This is a genomic window from Actinomadura miaoliensis, from assembly GCF_039536785.1.
Taxonomy (GTDB): domain Bacteria; phylum Actinomycetota; class Actinomycetes; order Streptosporangiales; family Streptosporangiaceae; genus Spirillospora; species Spirillospora miaoliensis.
Genome location: NZ_BAAAZG010000012.1, coordinates 176,506 through 191,216, shown reverse-complemented (window position 1 = coordinate 191,216; position 14,711 = coordinate 176,506). Strand labels below are relative to the sequence as shown.

14 protein-coding genes are annotated in these 14,711 nt (G+C 74.1%); 3 read left to right on the top strand and 11 right to left on the bottom strand.

All coding sequences use genetic code 11. The features are described from left to right. From ABD811_RS11545 to metH, 3 genes are all read right to left on the bottom strand, one after another. Positions 1 to 299 (bottom strand): hypothetical protein (locus tag ABD811_RS11545; protein WP_344945115.1); only part of this gene is annotated, 299 nt, incomplete at its 3' end. A gap of 176 nt (positions 300 to 475) precedes the next feature. Then, on the bottom strand, positions 476 to 1,135 hold the full coding sequence (locus ABD811_RS11540; RefSeq protein ID WP_344945113.1) for an HAD family hydrolase: 660 nt from the start codon (positions 1,133 to 1,135) through the stop codon (positions 476 to 478). A gap of 107 nt (positions 1,136 to 1,242) precedes the next feature. Continuing rightward, positions 1,243 to 4,722: a methionine synthase gene (metH, locus tag ABD811_RS11535; protein WP_344945110.1), complete on the bottom strand. Its 3,480-nt coding sequence runs from the start codon at positions 4,720 to 4,722 to the stop codon at positions 1,243 to 1,245. Between the two features lie 238 nt (positions 4,723 to 4,960). Here metH and ABD811_RS11530 point away from each other — a divergent pair, with 238 nt between their 5' ends. The 3 genes from ABD811_RS11530 to ABD811_RS11520 all read left to right on the top strand — a co-directional run bounded on the left by ABD811_RS11530 (position 4,961) and on the right by ABD811_RS11520 (position 7,331). Then, positions 4,961 to 5,422 (top strand): universal stress protein, encoded by a 462-nt coding sequence (locus tag ABD811_RS11530; RefSeq protein WP_344945107.1) that lies wholly within the window; start codon positions 4,961 to 4,963, stop codon positions 5,420 to 5,422. Positions 5,423 to 5,633: 211 nt separating this feature from the next. Then, on the top strand, positions 5,634 to 6,476 hold the full coding sequence (locus tag ABD811_RS11525; protein WP_344945104.1) for a PAC2 family protein: 843 nt from the start codon (positions 5,634 to 5,636) through the stop codon (positions 6,474 to 6,476). Positions 6,477 to 6,713: 237 nt separating this feature from the next. Beyond that, complete coding sequence (locus tag ABD811_RS11520; RefSeq protein ID WP_344945101.1) at positions 6,714 to 7,331, top strand: TrmH family RNA methyltransferase; 618 nt, start codon at positions 6,714 to 6,716, stop codon at positions 7,329 to 7,331. A 103-nt stretch (positions 7,332 to 7,434) separates the two neighbouring features. Here the strand turns inward: ABD811_RS11520 and mshC are convergent, their stop codons facing one another. The 8 genes from mshC to ABD811_RS11480 form a co-directional block, all read right to left on the bottom strand. Next, the gene (mshC, locus tag ABD811_RS11515; RefSeq protein WP_344945099.1) at positions 7,435 to 8,682 is read right to left on the bottom strand and encodes a cysteine--1-D-myo-inosityl 2-amino-2-deoxy-alpha-D-glucopyranoside ligase; all 1,248 of its coding nucleotides are present in this window, start codon (positions 8,680 to 8,682) and stop codon (positions 7,435 to 7,437) included. 70 nt (positions 8,683 to 8,752) lie between these two features. After that, on the bottom strand, positions 8,753 to 9,682 hold the full coding sequence (locus ABD811_RS11510; RefSeq protein WP_344945097.1) for an ABC transporter permease: 930 nt from the start codon (positions 9,680 to 9,682) through the stop codon (positions 8,753 to 8,755). 186 nt (positions 9,683 to 9,868) lie between these two features. Continuing rightward, positions 9,869 to 10,639, bottom strand: a complete 771-nt coding sequence (locus ABD811_RS11505) for an NRDE family protein (RefSeq protein WP_344945094.1) — start codon at positions 10,637 to 10,639, stop codon at positions 9,869 to 9,871. A gap of 88 nt (positions 10,640 to 10,727) precedes the next feature. Then, the gene (locus ABD811_RS11500) at positions 10,728 to 11,504 is read right to left on the bottom strand and encodes an SCO1664 family protein (protein WP_344945092.1); all 777 of its coding nucleotides are present in this window, start codon (positions 11,502 to 11,504) and stop codon (positions 10,728 to 10,730) included. 211 nt (positions 11,505 to 11,715) lie between these two features. Beyond that, a complete protein-coding gene (locus tag ABD811_RS11495; protein WP_344945090.1) occupies positions 11,716 to 12,267 on the bottom strand; it encodes a DUF3090 domain-containing protein in 552 nt (183 codons plus the stop codon). A gap of 10 nt (positions 12,268 to 12,277) precedes the next feature. After that, positions 12,278 to 12,997, bottom strand: coding sequence for an MSMEG_4193 family putative phosphomutase (locus ABD811_RS11490; protein WP_344945088.1), 720 nt, complete (start codon positions 12,995 to 12,997; stop codon positions 12,278 to 12,280). A gap of 36 nt (positions 12,998 to 13,033) precedes the next feature. Beyond that, complete coding sequence (locus ABD811_RS11485; protein ID WP_344945086.1) at positions 13,034 to 13,660, bottom strand: hypothetical protein; 627 nt, start codon at positions 13,658 to 13,660, stop codon at positions 13,034 to 13,036. Between the two features lie 159 nt (positions 13,661 to 13,819). After that, a complete protein-coding gene (locus tag ABD811_RS11480) occupies positions 13,820 to 14,638 on the bottom strand; it encodes an undecaprenyl-diphosphate phosphatase (RefSeq protein WP_344945084.1) in 819 nt (272 codons plus the stop codon). Positions 14,639 to 14,711: the final 73 nt, after the last annotated feature.

Here is a 14,711-nt window from a genome sequence, read left to right as displayed (position 1 = left end):
CCGCCGCGCTCCACGGCGCGGCCGCCCGCGCCGCCCCGGCGGCTCAGCATCGCCCCCGACGTCAGGTACAGCAGCACGGCCAGCCCGGCCACGGCCACCCCCGCCCACTTGGCGGGGCTGAACGCCAGGTCGGCCAGGAACCCGGTCACACCGGTCATGGCGGCCGCCAGCGGCACCAGCGACCAGGCCGCGCCGCGCAGCCCCGAGGCGGCGCCGCGGCGGCGATAGAGGCCCCAGCTGATCAGCAGCCCGAGCGCGGTGACGCCCAGGCTGATCGCGAAGATGACGGTGTCGCTCATGCCGGCCCCCTCTGTGCCTGCTGCCGTGCTCTTCCCATCGTCACACGTCCGGCGCGGACGTCGCTCCTCCCAGCGAAGGGTTGTGCGCCCCCGGCGCTCCTCCCCCGGCGTGAGGCTCCCCCTAGGGAACGAGCGGGACCCCCGCGACGCCTCCCACCCTCGGGTATCAGCCGGTGTCAGCCGACCAGGGCGGCCAGGCGCGGCAGGTCGACCTCGGTCAGGGAGGCGACGACGGTGCGGCCCGGCGCGGGCGGCACCGGCAGCAGGCTGGGCACCGCGACCGTCACGCACCCGGCGGCCTCGGCGGCGGCCAGGCCGTTGGGCGAGTCCTCCAGCACCACGCAGCGGCGCGGCTCGACGCCCAGCCGGGCCGTGGCGGTCAGGTACGGCTCGGGGTCGGGTTTGGTGCGCGCCACCTCGTCACCGGCGACCGTCACCGCGAAGTGCTCGCGGCCGACCGCGTCCAGCACCGGCTCGATCAGCCGCCGGTGGCTGGAGGACACCAGCGCGGCCGGCACCCCCGCGGCGCGGACCTCGGCCAGCAGCTCCTTGGCGCCCGGCAGCAGCGGCACGCACGCGCCGAGCCGCTCGGCCATGCCGTCCAGCATCCGCCGGCCCACCTCGCCCGGCGGCACGTCCGCGCCGGTCAGGTCCAGCATGTACCGGACGGCCTTGTCCAGCGAGCCGCCCAGCATCCGCTCCTGGTCCTCGCTGGTCCACGTGCCGCCCAGCCAGGCGACGACCTCCTCCTCGACCTCCAGCCACAGCCGCTCGGAGTCGATCAGCAGCCCGTCCATGTCGAACAGCACGGCCTGCGGCAGCTCGTCGGTACTCACGCGCCCCCTCGGATCCGTCGTGGCGGTCATTTCCCCACGGACGGTACGCGATCGGCGCCGGGACGGGGCCGCCGCGTAGCGCAGATCACAAGGGGGCGCGGCGGAGGTCAGGTGTTGAAGTACTTGGCCTCCGGGTGGTGGACGACCAGGGCGTCGGTGGCCTGTTCGGGCACCAGCTGGTACTCCTCCGACAGGGTGACGCCGACGCGTTCGGGCCGCAGCAGCCGCACCACCTTGGCGCGGTCCTCCAGGTCGGGGCAGGCCGGGTAGCCGAAGGAGTAGCGGGCGCCGCGGTAGCCGACCTTGAGGAAGTCGTCCAGGTCGTCCGGGTCCTCCCCGCCGAACCCGATCTCGGAGCGGACGCGGGCGTGCCAGTACTCGGCCAGCGCCTCGGTCAGCTGCACCGACAGGCCGTGCAGCTCCAGGTACTCGCGGTAGGCGTTCTTGGCGAACAGCTCCGCGGTGGCCTCGCTGACCTTCGACCCGACGGTGACGAGCTGGAAGGCGGCCACGTCGGTCTCGCCGGACTCGCGCGGGCGGAAGAAGTCGGCCAGGCACAGGTGCCGGTCGCGGCGCTGGCGCGGGAAGGTGAACCGTTCGCGTTCGGAGCCGTCCTCGTTGAGGATGACCAGGTCGTCGCCCTCGGACACGGCCGGGAAGTAGCCGTAGACGACGGCGGCCTCGATCAGGCCCTCGGTCTGGATCCGGTCCAGCCACATGCGCAGCCGGGGCCGTCCCTCGGTCTCCACCAGCTCCTCGTAGGACGGGCCGTCGCCGCCGCGGGCGGGCTTGAGGCCCCACTGCCCCATGAAGGTGGCGCGCTCGTCCAGGAACGCGGCGTAGTCGGCCATGGGGATGCCCTTGACGACGCGGTCGCCCCAGAACGGCGGCTCGGGCACCTTGTTGTCGGCGGCCACGTCCGACCGGGCCGGCAGGTCACCGGGTTCGGTGACCTTCAGCGTGGCGCCCTTGCGGACCCTGCGCTCGCGCAGCGGCGGCAGCTGCGCGCCCTCCTCGCCGCGCTTGACGGCCATGAACGCGTCCATCAGCCGCAGCCCCTCGAACGCGTCGCGGGCGTAGCGGACCTCGCCGTCGAACAGCTCGGCCAGGTCCTGCTCGACGTAGGCGCGGGTGAGCGCGGCGCCGCCGAGCAGCACCGGCCACCTGCCGGCCAGGCCGCGGGAGTTGAGCTCCTCCAGGTTCTCCTTCATCACCACGGTCGACTTCACCAGCAGCCCGGACATGCCGATCACGTCGGCGCGCTCGTCGCGGGCGGCCTCCAGGATCGCCGACATCGGCTGCTTGATGCCGAGGTTGATCACCTCGTAGCCGTTGTTGGACAGGATGATGTCGACCAGGTTCTTGCCGATGTCGTGCACGTCGCCCTTGACGGTGGCCAGCACGATGCGGCCCTTGGAGCCGTCGCCCTCCACCTTGTCCATGTGCGGTTCCAGGTAGGCGACGGCGGTCTTCATCACCTCCGCCGACTGCAGCACGAACGGAAGCTGCATCTGCCCGGAGCCGAACAGCTCGCCGACGACCTTCATGCCGTCCAGCAGCACGTCGTTGACGATCTCCAGGGCGGGCCGCTGCGTCAGGGCCTCGTCCAGATCGGCGTTCAGGCCGTCCAGCTCGCCGTCGATGATGCGGCGCTTGAGCCGCTCCCACAGCGGCAGCGCGGCCAGCTCGGCGGCGCGGCCGGCCTTCAGCGCGGCGGTGTCGACGCCCTCGAACAGCTCCATGAACCGGTGCAGCGGGTCGTAGCCGTCCGAGCGGCGGTCGTAGACCAGGTCGAGGGCGACCTTGCGCTGCTCCTCGTCGATCCGCGCCATCGGCAGGATCTTGGAGGCGTGCACGATCGCCGAGTCCAGGCCCGCGTCGACGCACTCGGACAGGAACACCGAGTTGAGCACCACGCGCGCGGCCGGGTTGAGGCCGAACGACACGTTCGACACCCCGAGGGTGGTCTGCACCTCCGGGTAGCGGCGCTTGAGCTCGCGGATCGCCTCGATCGTCTCGACGGCGTCGCGGCGGGACTCCTCGGTGCCGGTGCCGATGGTGAACGTCAGGCAGTCGACGATGATGTCGCCGACCCGCATGCCCCACTTGCCGGTGAGCTCCTCGATCATGCGGGTGGCGACGCGGACCTTCCACTCCGCGGTGCGGGCCTGGCCCTCCTCGTCGATGCACATCACCACGATCGCGGCGCCGTGCTCCCTGACCACCGGCATGAGCCGGGCCAGCTTGGAGTCGGGCCCGTCGCCGTCCTCGAAGCTGACGGAGTTGACCACGGCGCGGCCGCCGAGCATCTCCAGGCCCGCCGTCAGCACGGGCACCTCGGTGGAGTCCAGCACGATCGGCAGCGTGGCGGCGGTGGCGAACCGGGCGGCCAGCTCCTTCATGTCGGCGACGCCGTCGCGGCCGACGTAGTCGACGCACAGGTCCAGCATGTGGGCGCCGTCGCGGGCCTGGTCGCGGGCGATCTTGACGCAGTCGTCCCAGCGGCCCTCCAGCATGGCCTCGCGGAAGGCCTTGGAGCCGTTGGCGTTGGTGCGTTCCCCGATCGCCAGGTAGGAGGTGTCCTGCCGGAACGGGACGTGCTGGTACAGCGACGACGCGCCCGCCTCGGGGCGGGGCCGCCGCTGCGCGATCTCGCGGCCGCGGACCCGCTCGACCACCTGCCGCAGGTGCTCGGGGGTGGTGCCGCAGCAGCCGCCGACCAGTGACAGCCCGAAGTCGCGGGTGAACGCGTCGTGCGCGTCGGCCAGCTCGGCGGGGGTGAGGGGGTAGCGGGCGCCGTCGGCGGTCAGCTCGGGCAGGCCCGCGTTGGGCATGCACGACAGGCCGATGCGGGCGTGCCGGGCCAGGTAGCGCAGGTGCTCGCTCATCTCGGCCGGGCCGGTGGCGCAGTTGAGGCCGATCAGGTCCAGGTCCAGCGGCTCCAGGGCGGTCAGCGCGGCGCCGATCTCCGAGCCCAGCAGCATCGCGCCGTTCTGCTCGATCGTCACCTGCGCGACCAGCACCGTGTCGGTGCCGGCGGCGGCGATGGCTCGTTTGGCGCCGATGAGCGCGGCCTTGGCCTGCAGCAGGTCCTGGCAGGTCTCCACCAGGATCGCGTGCACGCCGCCGGCCAGCAGCCCCTCGGCGTTGCGCTGGTAGGCGTCGCGCAGCTCGGCGAACGACACGTGCCCGAGGGTGGGCAGCTTGGTGCCGGGGCCGACCGATCCGATCACCCAGCGGGGCCGGTCGGGTGTGGACAGGGCGTCGGCGACCTCGCGGGCCAGGCGGGCGCCGGCCTCCGACAGCTCCTCGATCCGCTCGGTGATGCCGTACTCGCCCAGGTTCCCCAGGTTGGCGCCGAAGGTGTTGGTCTCCACGCAGTCGACGCCGGCGTCGAAGTAGGCCTGGTGGACGGAGCGGACGATGTCCGGCCGGGTGACGTTCAGGATCTCGTTGCAGCCCTCGTGCCCCTGGAAGTCGTCCAGTGTGGGGCCCGCCTCCTGGAGCATCGTCCCCATGCCCCCGTCGGCCACGACGACGCGTTGCTGCAGGGCCTGCCGGAGGGACTGAGGTGTCGGAGTGCTCATGGTGCTCCAGCCTAGCCGGGCACGGCGGTCGATCTTCCGGAGCCGTCGCGGATCCGCACGAACCCGGACGGCGACGCGACGGCGACGCCCGGCCGACCGAACGCCGACGGAACGCCGACGCGACGCCGGCGGGAGGGCGATGCGGGGCCGATGCGGGGGGCGGCGGGAGGGGGTGGTGACGCTGCGCGTCCGACCGATACCGTGCCACCCTGCGAACTACTCATCGGTAAGGAGCGGCATGAGCGCGTACCGCACCATCCTCGTCGGCACCGACGGCTCCGACTCCTCGTTCCGCGCGGTCGACCGGGCCGCGCAGCTGGCCGCCGCCACCGGCGCCACGCTGCTGCTCGCCTCCGCCTACAGCCCCATGCCCGAGCGCGAGCGGCTCAGCGCCGCCGACCGCCTCGGCGACCTGGCCTACAAGGTGCAGGGGTCCACGCCCGCCGACGACGCCCTGCGCGCCGCCCGGGAACGCGCCGTCGCCGCGGGCGCCCGCGACATCGACCAGGCCGCCCTGGAGGGCGACCCCGTGGACGTGCTGGCCCGCCTGGCCAGGGACCGCGCTGTCGACCTCGTCGTCGTCGGCAACCGGGGCCTCAACAGCCTCGCCGGCCGCATCCTGGGGTCGGTTCCGGCGAACCTGTCCCACCGCTCCCCCTGCGACGTGCTCATCGTCCACACCACCGAGAAAGGCAAATGAGCCGTCACGGCCCGGCAATCCCCACCCCCGCGGCAGGCCCGTCCCTTGTGGAGGCGTTCACGGGTCTGCCGGGGGCGAACGGGGTGCCGCAACGGTGGGGCAAGAAGGCCCCTAGGACGTAGGCTGACAGCACCGATCATGAGCGGGTCCGCCCCCCGGGAATCACGGCCCCCTCGGTGACGCTGTACCTGTCGTCGGAAGGAGGCAGCGCGTGGTCGAGCTGGAAAGCGTGCCCGAACTCGTCGATCCGGTCGTCGTGGCCGCCTTTGAAGGGTGGAACGACGCCGGAGAGGCCGCCAGCGGTGTCATCGGCCACCTGGAGTCGATCTGGGAGGCCGTGCCGATCGCCGAACTGGACCCGGACGACTACTACGACTTCCAGGTCACCCGTCCCCTCATCGAGATGGCGGACGGGGAGAGCCGCGGGATCACCTGGCCCACCACCCGGGTGTCCTGGGCGCGCCTGCCGTCCGGGCGCGACGTGGTGCTGGTGCACGGCATCGAGCCCAACATGCGGTGGCGGTCGTTCTGCCGCGAGCTCGTCGGGCTGATGCTGGAACTTGAGGTCAAGAACGTCGTCCTGCTCGGCGCGCTGCTGGCCGACGCCCCCCACACCCGGCCGGTACCGGTCACCGGCGCCGCGTCCGACGCGGGCCTGGTGACCACCCTCCACCTGGAGCCGGCCCGGTACGAGGGGCCGACCGGCATCCTCGGCGTCCTGCAGGACGCGTGCTCCAAGGCCGACCTGAGCACGGTGTCGCTGTGGGCGGCGGTGCCGCACTACGTGGCCTCGCCGCCGTCCCCCAAGGCCACCCTCGCGCTGCTGCGCCGGGTGGAGGACGTGCTGGACGTCACCGTTCCCCTGGGCGAGCTGCCCGAGGAGGCGCGGGCCTGGGAGAACGGCGTCAACGAGCTGGCCGAGGAGGACTCGGAGGTCGCCGAGTACGTGCGCAGCCTCGAGGAGCAGAAGGACGCCCTGGAGCTGCCCGAGGCCAGCGGCGACGCCATCGCCCGCGAGTTCGAACGCTACCTGCGCCGCCGCGAGACCGGCTGACCCGGCTCGCAGGCCGTCACCCGCGCCGCGCCCGCCGCCCGCGCCGCGCGGTGTGGAACCGCGTGCCCGGGGCGGGCGCCGGGCTTATCATGATCTGACGGCGGCGCAAGCCGCGCTCCGCACGGCGTCCCGGGCCCCGCTGGGCCGGGGACGTCCCGTCGATGGCCCGCGCACGCCGCGAAGTGCGCACATCATGGACACTGCCGAGCTTCCCGGGGGCGGAGGCGCCCTCAGCCGGTGAGCGCCCGCGCGGGCCGTCGCCCGCGCCCCGCCCAGACCCCCGACGTCCGCGCCCCCGACGTCCGCGCCCCGGACGCGACGGCGGCCCCCGCAACGGCCCCGGCGGCGATCCGCGTCCGGCCCCGCCGTGAGCTGAGACGCCACCGCAGGAGCCGCGCCCACTCCTGCTGGGACCACCTCATCGCCGCGCCGCTGTGGCCGCTGCACGGCGCCAACCTCGGAACCCTCCTGCGGACCTGCGACGCCGTCGGCGCCTGCCTGGCGGTGCCCCGGCACCGGTGGGTGCCCGAGGCGCTGGCACGCGGCAACACGCTGCGCAGGCCGTCCTGCGTCCACTGGGTCAACGACCCCCTGGACTGGCTGGCCCGCCAGCGCGACGGCGGCACGCGGGTGGTGGGCGTGGAACTGGCCGACGAGGCGGTGCGCCTGGCCGACCTGCCCGCCGCGCGCGAACGCACGGTCGCGGTGCTGGGGCACGAACAGTACGGCATACCGGACGAGGCGCTGGACCTGCTGGACATGGCCGTGGAGATCCCCATGGTGGGCAGCGGCAACAGCCTCAACGTGGCCGTGGCCGGTTCCCTCGTCCTCTACAAGCTCGCCGGTCTGCTGTGAGGAGGCATCGAGGTCACCGGCCGCGACGCGCGAGCCTCGTCACACGCGACCCGCGTCACAGGCGATCCGCGTCACAGGCGATCCGAATCACAGGCGATCCGCGTCACAGGGCGACGCCGAGGAGGGCGTCGGTGAGCGCGCGGATCTGGGCGGGCGCCTCGGCGTCGGGGGCGGACGGCTCGTCGGCGAGGGCCTGCTCGGCCCAGCGGTCCACGGCCGCCAGCGCGGCGGGGGCGTCCAGGTCGTCGGCCAGGCGGGCGCGTACCTCGGCGGCCGTGGCGGCGGCGGACGGCCCGGCGGGCAGGCGGACGGCCGCGCGCCAGCGTCCCAGTCGCTCCGTCGCCTCGTCCAGCACGCCCGGCACCCACTCCCAGTCCGCGCGGTAGTGATGGGCCAGCAGCGCCAGCCGGATCGCCATCGGGTCGGCGCCGTCGCGCCGCAGCCGGGACACGAACACCAGGTTCCCGCGCGACTTGGACATCTTCTCGCCGTCCAGGCCGACCATGCCGGCGTGCACGTAGGCGCGGGCGTGCGGGCGTTCGCCGGTGGCGATCTGGGCGTGCGAGGCGCCCATCTCGTGGTGGGGGAAGGCCAGGTCGGAGCCGCCGCCCTCGACGTCGAAGGCCATCCCCAGGTATTCCACGGAGATCGCCGAGCACTCCACGTGCCAGCCGGGACGGCCCTGCCCGAACGGGGAGTCCCAGCTCGGCTCGCCGGGCCGCCGGGCCATCCACACCAGCGGGTCCAGCGGGTCCTTCTTGCCCGAGCGGCCCGGATCGCCGCCGCGCTCGGCGAACAGCGGCAGCATCTCCTCGCGGGTCAGCCGGCTGACCCGGCCGAAGTCGGGGTCGGCGTCGACGGGGAAGTACAGGTCGCCGTCCAGGTCGTAGGTGGCGTCCTTGGCGCGCAGCTTCTCCACCATCTCCGTGATCAGCGGGATGGCCTCCACGGCGCCGATGTAGTGGTCGGGCGGCAGGATCCGCAGCGCCGTCATGTCGTCGCGGAACAGCTGGATCTCCCGGTCGGCCAGCTCGCGCCAGTCCTGGCCGGTCTGCCGGGCACGTTCCAGCAGCGGGTCGTCGACGTCGGTGGCGTTCTGGACGTAGCGCACCTGGTGGCCGAGGTCCCGCCACACCCGGTTGACCAGGTCGAAGGCCAGGTAGGTGGCGGCGTGCCCCAGGTGGGTGGCGTCGTAGGGGGTGATGCCGCACACGTACATCCGGGCGGTGGCGCCAGGGCCGGTGGCCCGCGCCTCTCCGGTTCCCGTGTCGTGCAGGCGCAGCGGGGACGCGATGGCCGGAAGACCGGCCGTGGGCAGGTGGGGAACCTCAGGGGCGGGCCACGATCGCATACCGGCAAGCTTATCCAGGCCCCGTTCACGGTTTTACGGCGAGATCATCCGTAATGTCCGGGGGGCGGCGTCACGGCAGCCGGACGCGCGGGTCCAGCACGGAGTGCGCGAGGTCGGCGGCCAGCCCGGTGACGATCACGCAGACGGTCACCAGCAGCGTCACCCCGATGACCACAGGGGCGTCGCCGGAGGCGACGGACTGCTGCACCAGCTGGCCCACGCCCTGCAGCCCGAACACCTTCTCGGTGACGACGGTGGACCCGACCAGCGCCCCCACGTCCACGCCGAACTGGGTGACGACCGGCGGCAGCGCCGCGCGCAGGCCGTGCCGCGCCAGCACCCGCCGCTCCGGCAGGCCCTTGGCGCGGGCGGTGCGGACGTAGTCCTCGCCGAGCGCGTCCAGCAGGGCGCCGCGGGTGAGCCGGGCGTAGGCGGCCGCCATCAGCATCGCCAGCGCGCACCACGGCAGGACCATGCGGCGCCAGAAGTGCTCCTGCAGCGGCGGCCCCGCCTCGAAGAACCCGGTGCCGCCGGCCAGCGCCTGCAGCAGCACCAGCGCCAGCACGAACGGCGGCGCCGACAGCCCGACCAGCACGAACACCGTCGTCAGCCGGTCCCACACGCCGCCGGGACGGGCCGCGCCGAGCATCCCGGCCGCCACACCGCCCGCCAGCCACAGCACGCTCGCGCCCAGCACCAGCCACAGCGTCGTCGGGACCCGCTCGGCGATCAGCCGCGCCACCGGCACACCGGTGACGTAGGAGTCGCCGAGGTCGCCGCGCGTCAGCCGCAGCAGGAAGTCGCCGTACTGGACGGCCAGCGGACGGTCCAGGCCGAGGCCGCGGCGGATCTGGGCGAGGGTGTCGGCGGTGGCGCGGGGGCCGCCGATCACCTGCTCCACGGGCACCGGCGACAGGTGCAGGAACGCGAACACCAGCGTGGACACCAGCCACAGCACCACGACCGCGTGCAGCAGCCTGCGGACGACGAACGCTCCCATCCGGCGGCCCACCTCCCCGCACGATCGCGACGGGTAACGAAGGTAGCACCGAACGTGAGCATCAGTGCGGCCGTCGGCAGGACGCGCCTCCCACCCCGCCCCGGCCACGCCGCCCCGGCCACGCCATCCCGATCACGCCGTCCGGGTCACGCCGCCCGGGTAACGCCGTCGGGTGGGGTCGTCCGGTCAGATGACCTGGGTCCAGGCGTCGGGGTCGCCGGGGGCGGGTGAGAAGTCGTAGCGGACGCCGTCGGCGCGCAACGCCACCAGGCTCACCGACGTGGTGCCCCACACGCCCGTCCCGGCGAGGTCGACCAGCGGGAGCAGGGCGCGCGGGTCGGTGCGCGGCAGCCCGGCGCCCTCGGCGAACGCCAGCCACTGGCCCCACGCCTGCGCGGCCGTCCCGTCGCGGGGCTCGGGACGGGCTGCGGCCGCCAGCCGGGGCCGGAAGTACGCCAGGCGTTCGGCCATGTGCTGGTCGCCGTCGTCGGCGTGCCCGTCCTCGCGGCGGTCCCGCCCTTCCAGGCCGTTGTTGACCACCATGTGCAGGCCGGGGCCCAGCGCGCGTTCCACGAGCGCGACGCCGTCCCAGCTCCACAGCCGCACCGCGTCCGGCTCGGCGCACAGCAGGTGGAACGGGTCGAAGCGGGCCGGGTCCAGCCCGTCGAGCTTGCCGTCGGCCGCCATCCGCAGCGGCAGCTCGCCGCGCGAGGACCGCGCCGTCTCGGGCGCGTCGCGGCCGCGGCCGTTCAGGACGGTGGCCGCGCGCGGGGCGGCCGGGTCGACCGCCAGCCAGGTGCCCCCGGCGCGCCGGTCACGGCCGCCGACCAGGCCCGGCCGGTCCGGCCAGTGCCGGCCCGGCGGTTCCCACGCGCGGACCAGGAACTCGTCCCGGACGCCCACCAGCAGCACCGGAACGGGAGATGAGGGGTCGAAACTCACGATCGCCGTGCACATGCGCCCCATTGGAGCACTTCGCCCAGAACCGCCGCGGGGCGGGTCCACCGGCGGGGACGGCCATCAGAGCGGCCGGTCGAGCGGCGTGTCAGAGCGGCGGCCAGGGGATGGCGGGCCAGTCCTCCGGCGGGTAGGGGTGGATGCGGTGCTTGAGCATCAGCTCGACGCGGCGGCGGGTGGCGTCGACCTCCTCGGCGGTCAGCAGCCCGGCCAGGCGGTCGCCCAGCGAACCGTCGGCCAGCGCCGCCTCGACCCGGCCGAGCGCCTCCAGCGCCTCGTCGGTCAGCCGCTTGCCGCGCCACTGCCACAGCACGGTGCGCAGCTTGTACTCCACCGAGAAGCACACGCCGTGGTCGCAGCCGTAGACGTGGCCGTCGCCGGGCGGCAGCAGGTGCCCGATCTTCCGGTCGGCGTTGTTGATGACGGCGTCGAACACCGCCATCCGCCGGATCGCCGGGTCGTCCGACCGCGACAGCGCCACCAGGTCGACGTCGGGGTCGGGCTCCACCCACAGCTGCACCATGCCGGGCCCGTACGGGCCGTCGCGGTGCACGGTGGGCGGCACGATGTTCCAGCCCATCGCCTGCGACACCGCGTACGCGGCGACCTCGCGTCCGGCCAGCGTGCCGTCCGGGAAGTCCCACAGCGGACGCTCGCCCGCCACCGGCTTGTACACGCAGGCGGCGGTGACGTCCTCCCACTCGACCGAGCAGTACAGCGTGGCGTTGGACGCCTGGACGAGACGTCCCTCCACGGTGAGGCGGCCCTTGGAGAGCAGCCGTTCGGCGATGTCGGCGTCGCGGGGGGAGACGGTGCGGCCGGGACCGTCGTCGGCGGGGCTGCGATCCCGGGAGGGCTGCGTCATGCGTCCATTGTCCCGGGCGCCGCGCCCATGATCCAGCACGGGCGGTGGTGAGGTGCGCCGCCGCCGGCCGCCGCGCCGGGCGCCGCGCGCGTGCCGCCCGGGCTCGTCCCGGCCGGGGACGTCCCGTGGTTCACGCACGGCGGCCGTTCATGCCGGGTGCCCGCTCACGCCGAGTGCCCGTTCACGCCACGTGCCCGTCCATGGTGCCCGTTCACGCCATGTGCCCGTTCTGGCGGGGGCAGATGTGCCCGCCCGCGTCCAGCGGCAGCCCGCACAGCGGGCAGGGCGGGCGGCCCGCCGCCACCACCTTCAGGGCCCGTTCGGCGAACGCGCGGGCCTGCGCGGCGGTGATCCGCACGCGCAGCACGGCGATCGCCGGGTCATCCTCGCCGACCTCGGCCTCCTGGTCGTCGGCCTCGGTGACCTCCTGCGCCTCGATGATCACGCGTTCGTCCTCGGGGTCCCAGGCCAGCGCCATGGTGCCGACCCGGAACTCCTCCTCGACCGGCTGGTCGAGGGGGCCGTCGTCCTGCAGTTCGGTGGGGGTGACCGCGGGCACCGGGGCGGTGCCGCCGCTGCGCCGCAGGATCTCGTCCAGCAGCTCCTCCAGCCGCTCGGCCAGCAGCGTCACCTGGAACTTCTCCAGGCCCACGCTGGTGACCCGGCGGCCCTCGCGGGCCTGCAGGTAGAACGAGCGCTCCCCCGGGCGCCCGACGGTGCCGGCGACGAACCTGTCCGGCAGTTCATAGGAGATGACCGGCATGACAACGACCCTACGCGCCGCCGCCGACGGCCGCGTCACCGCGCCCCGGGCCCTGCTCGCGCCCCTGTTCCCGCTCGTCCTCGGGCGGGGGCAGCAGGTCGTCGACACCGCCGCCGGTGTCGTTGAGGCGCACCAGGAACGGCCGCAGCTCGGTGTAGCGGATCACGGTGAGCGACGCGGGCGCGGCCTGGATCCGCTGGAACTGGTCCAGGTGCAGGCCGAGGGCGTCGGCGACGACGGCCTTGATGATGTCGCCGTGGCTGCACACCGCGTAGGCGGCGTCCGGGCCGTGCTCGGCGGCGATCCGGGCGTTCCAGTCGCGGACCGCGGCGACCGCGCGGTGCTGGGCGTCGGCCAGCGACTCGCCGTCTTCGCCAGGGAAGCGGGCCGCGCTGGGGTGGGCCTGCACGACCCGCCACAGCGGTTCCTCGGCCAGCTCCTTGAGCGGGCGGCCCGTCCAGTCGCCGTAGCGGACCTCTCCGAACCGCTCGTCGACCTCGACCTTGTCGATGGGGTCGGCGTGGCCGGAGGCGATCGCCTCGGCGGTCTCCAGGCACCGTTCCAGGGGGCTGGACACCACCGCCGCCAGCAGCACCGGCGCCAGGCGCGCGGCCAGCGCCCGCACCTGCCCGCGGCCGCGCTCGTCCAGGCGCACCTCGGGGGTCCAGCCCGCCAGCACGGGCCCGGTCAGCGCGGTCAGTCCGTGGCGGACCAGCAGCAGCGTCGTCACGACACGCACTCTACGAGATGCGCGGCACCGGTGTGATCATCGCGCCGTCGTCAGGTGCCGGCGATCGGGGGCGGGCGCCAGCAGCACGGCCCACAGGTGCGAGTCGGCGCCGTCGGCCTCCAGGCGGCGCCGCACGCGCTCGACGCCGCCCGCCGTGGGCAGCGCCAGGCCGAGCAGCAGCGGGTAGCCCAGCGCGAACGCCGCCAGGAACACCGGCTCGTCGCGCGTGGTGACCGCCAGGGCCAGGCCGAGCAGGATGACGGCGTCGGCGAGCGCGAACCGCACCAGGATCGCCTGCCGGAACTGCAGCAGCGCCGCCGCGGCGGCCTGTCCGCGGTCGCCGCCGGGGCGCAGCGGACGCGGCGTGCGGGGCCCGGCCAGCGCCGCGACCAGCACGGCGGCCGCGAGCGGCGGGACCGTCCACGGCGCGGGGAGCCCGGCGGGCCCGCCGGGGACGAGCAGCGGCGAGATCGCCAGGATCAGCACCTGCGCCACCGCGAGGACCAGCATCACCGCGCGCAGCCGCGCCAGCACCGTGCCGGTGCGCAGCGACCGCAGGTAGCCCGGGTCGTCGGCGCGTCCCGCGCCGTACCGCGGCCGCACCAGCGGGCCGCCGTCCGCCGGGGTGCGCGGCGAGTACATCGGGAAGGGCGGGGTCGCCATGGGCGCGCACTGTAATCCGGGGCCGGACGCGGCGATACGCACGCGGCGACGAAAAACGGCCCGGGCCGGACGAGGTCGTCGTCACGGCCCGGGCCGATTGACGTGCGCGGGTCGAGGGCGCGTCACCCGCCGGGTGCGGGCGGCGGTCCGGGGGCGCGGTCAGGTGGCGCTGATGGCTCCGGCGGCGAGCAGGCCGAGGATGACGCCGCCGAGCGCCACCCGGTAGTAGACGAACACCATCATCGAGTGCCGGGCCAGGAACTTCAGCAGCCAGGCGATGCAGGCGTAGCCGACGACGAACGACGCCGCCGTCGCCACCGCGGTCGGCACCAGCTGCAGGTCGCCGGAGAACGCCTTGCGCAGCTCGAACAGCCCCGACAGCACCACGGCCGGCACCGACAGCAGGAACGAGTACCGCGCCGCCGCCTCCCGCGTGTAGCCGAGGAACAGCGCTCCGGTCATGGTGGACCCGGACCGGGACGAGCCGGGGATCAGCGCCAGCGCCTGGAACGTTCCGATGATCAGGCCGTCGCGCAGGTTGAGGTCGCCGACCTCGCGTTTGCGCGACCCCCACCACTCGGCGACCATCAGCAGCAGGCCCATGACGATCAGCGACGTGGCGTTGATCCACAGGTTGCGGGCGGGCTCCTCGATGAAGTCCTTGAACGCCAGGCCGCACACCCCGATCGGGATCGTGCCGAGGCCGATGTACCAGCCCATCCGGGCGTCCTGGTGCCGGCGCAGCTCGGACCGCCACAGGCTGCGCGTCCAGGTGAGGAGGATGCGCCCCAGGTCGCGCCAGAAGTAGATGATCACCGCGGCCATCGTGCCGATCTGGATGACCGCGCTGAAGGCCGACCCGGGATCCTCCCAGCCGAGGAACTTGGGCACGAACAGCATGTGCCCGGAGCTGGAGATGGGCAGGAATTCCGTCAGTCCCTGGACGATGCCGAGGACGGTCGCTTCCACGACGTTCACGATCCGCGAGCCTAGTGGTCGCGGGGCGTGCTCGGCCCGCAGGCGACACGCGGCCTGCGCGTCGTCACGTCCC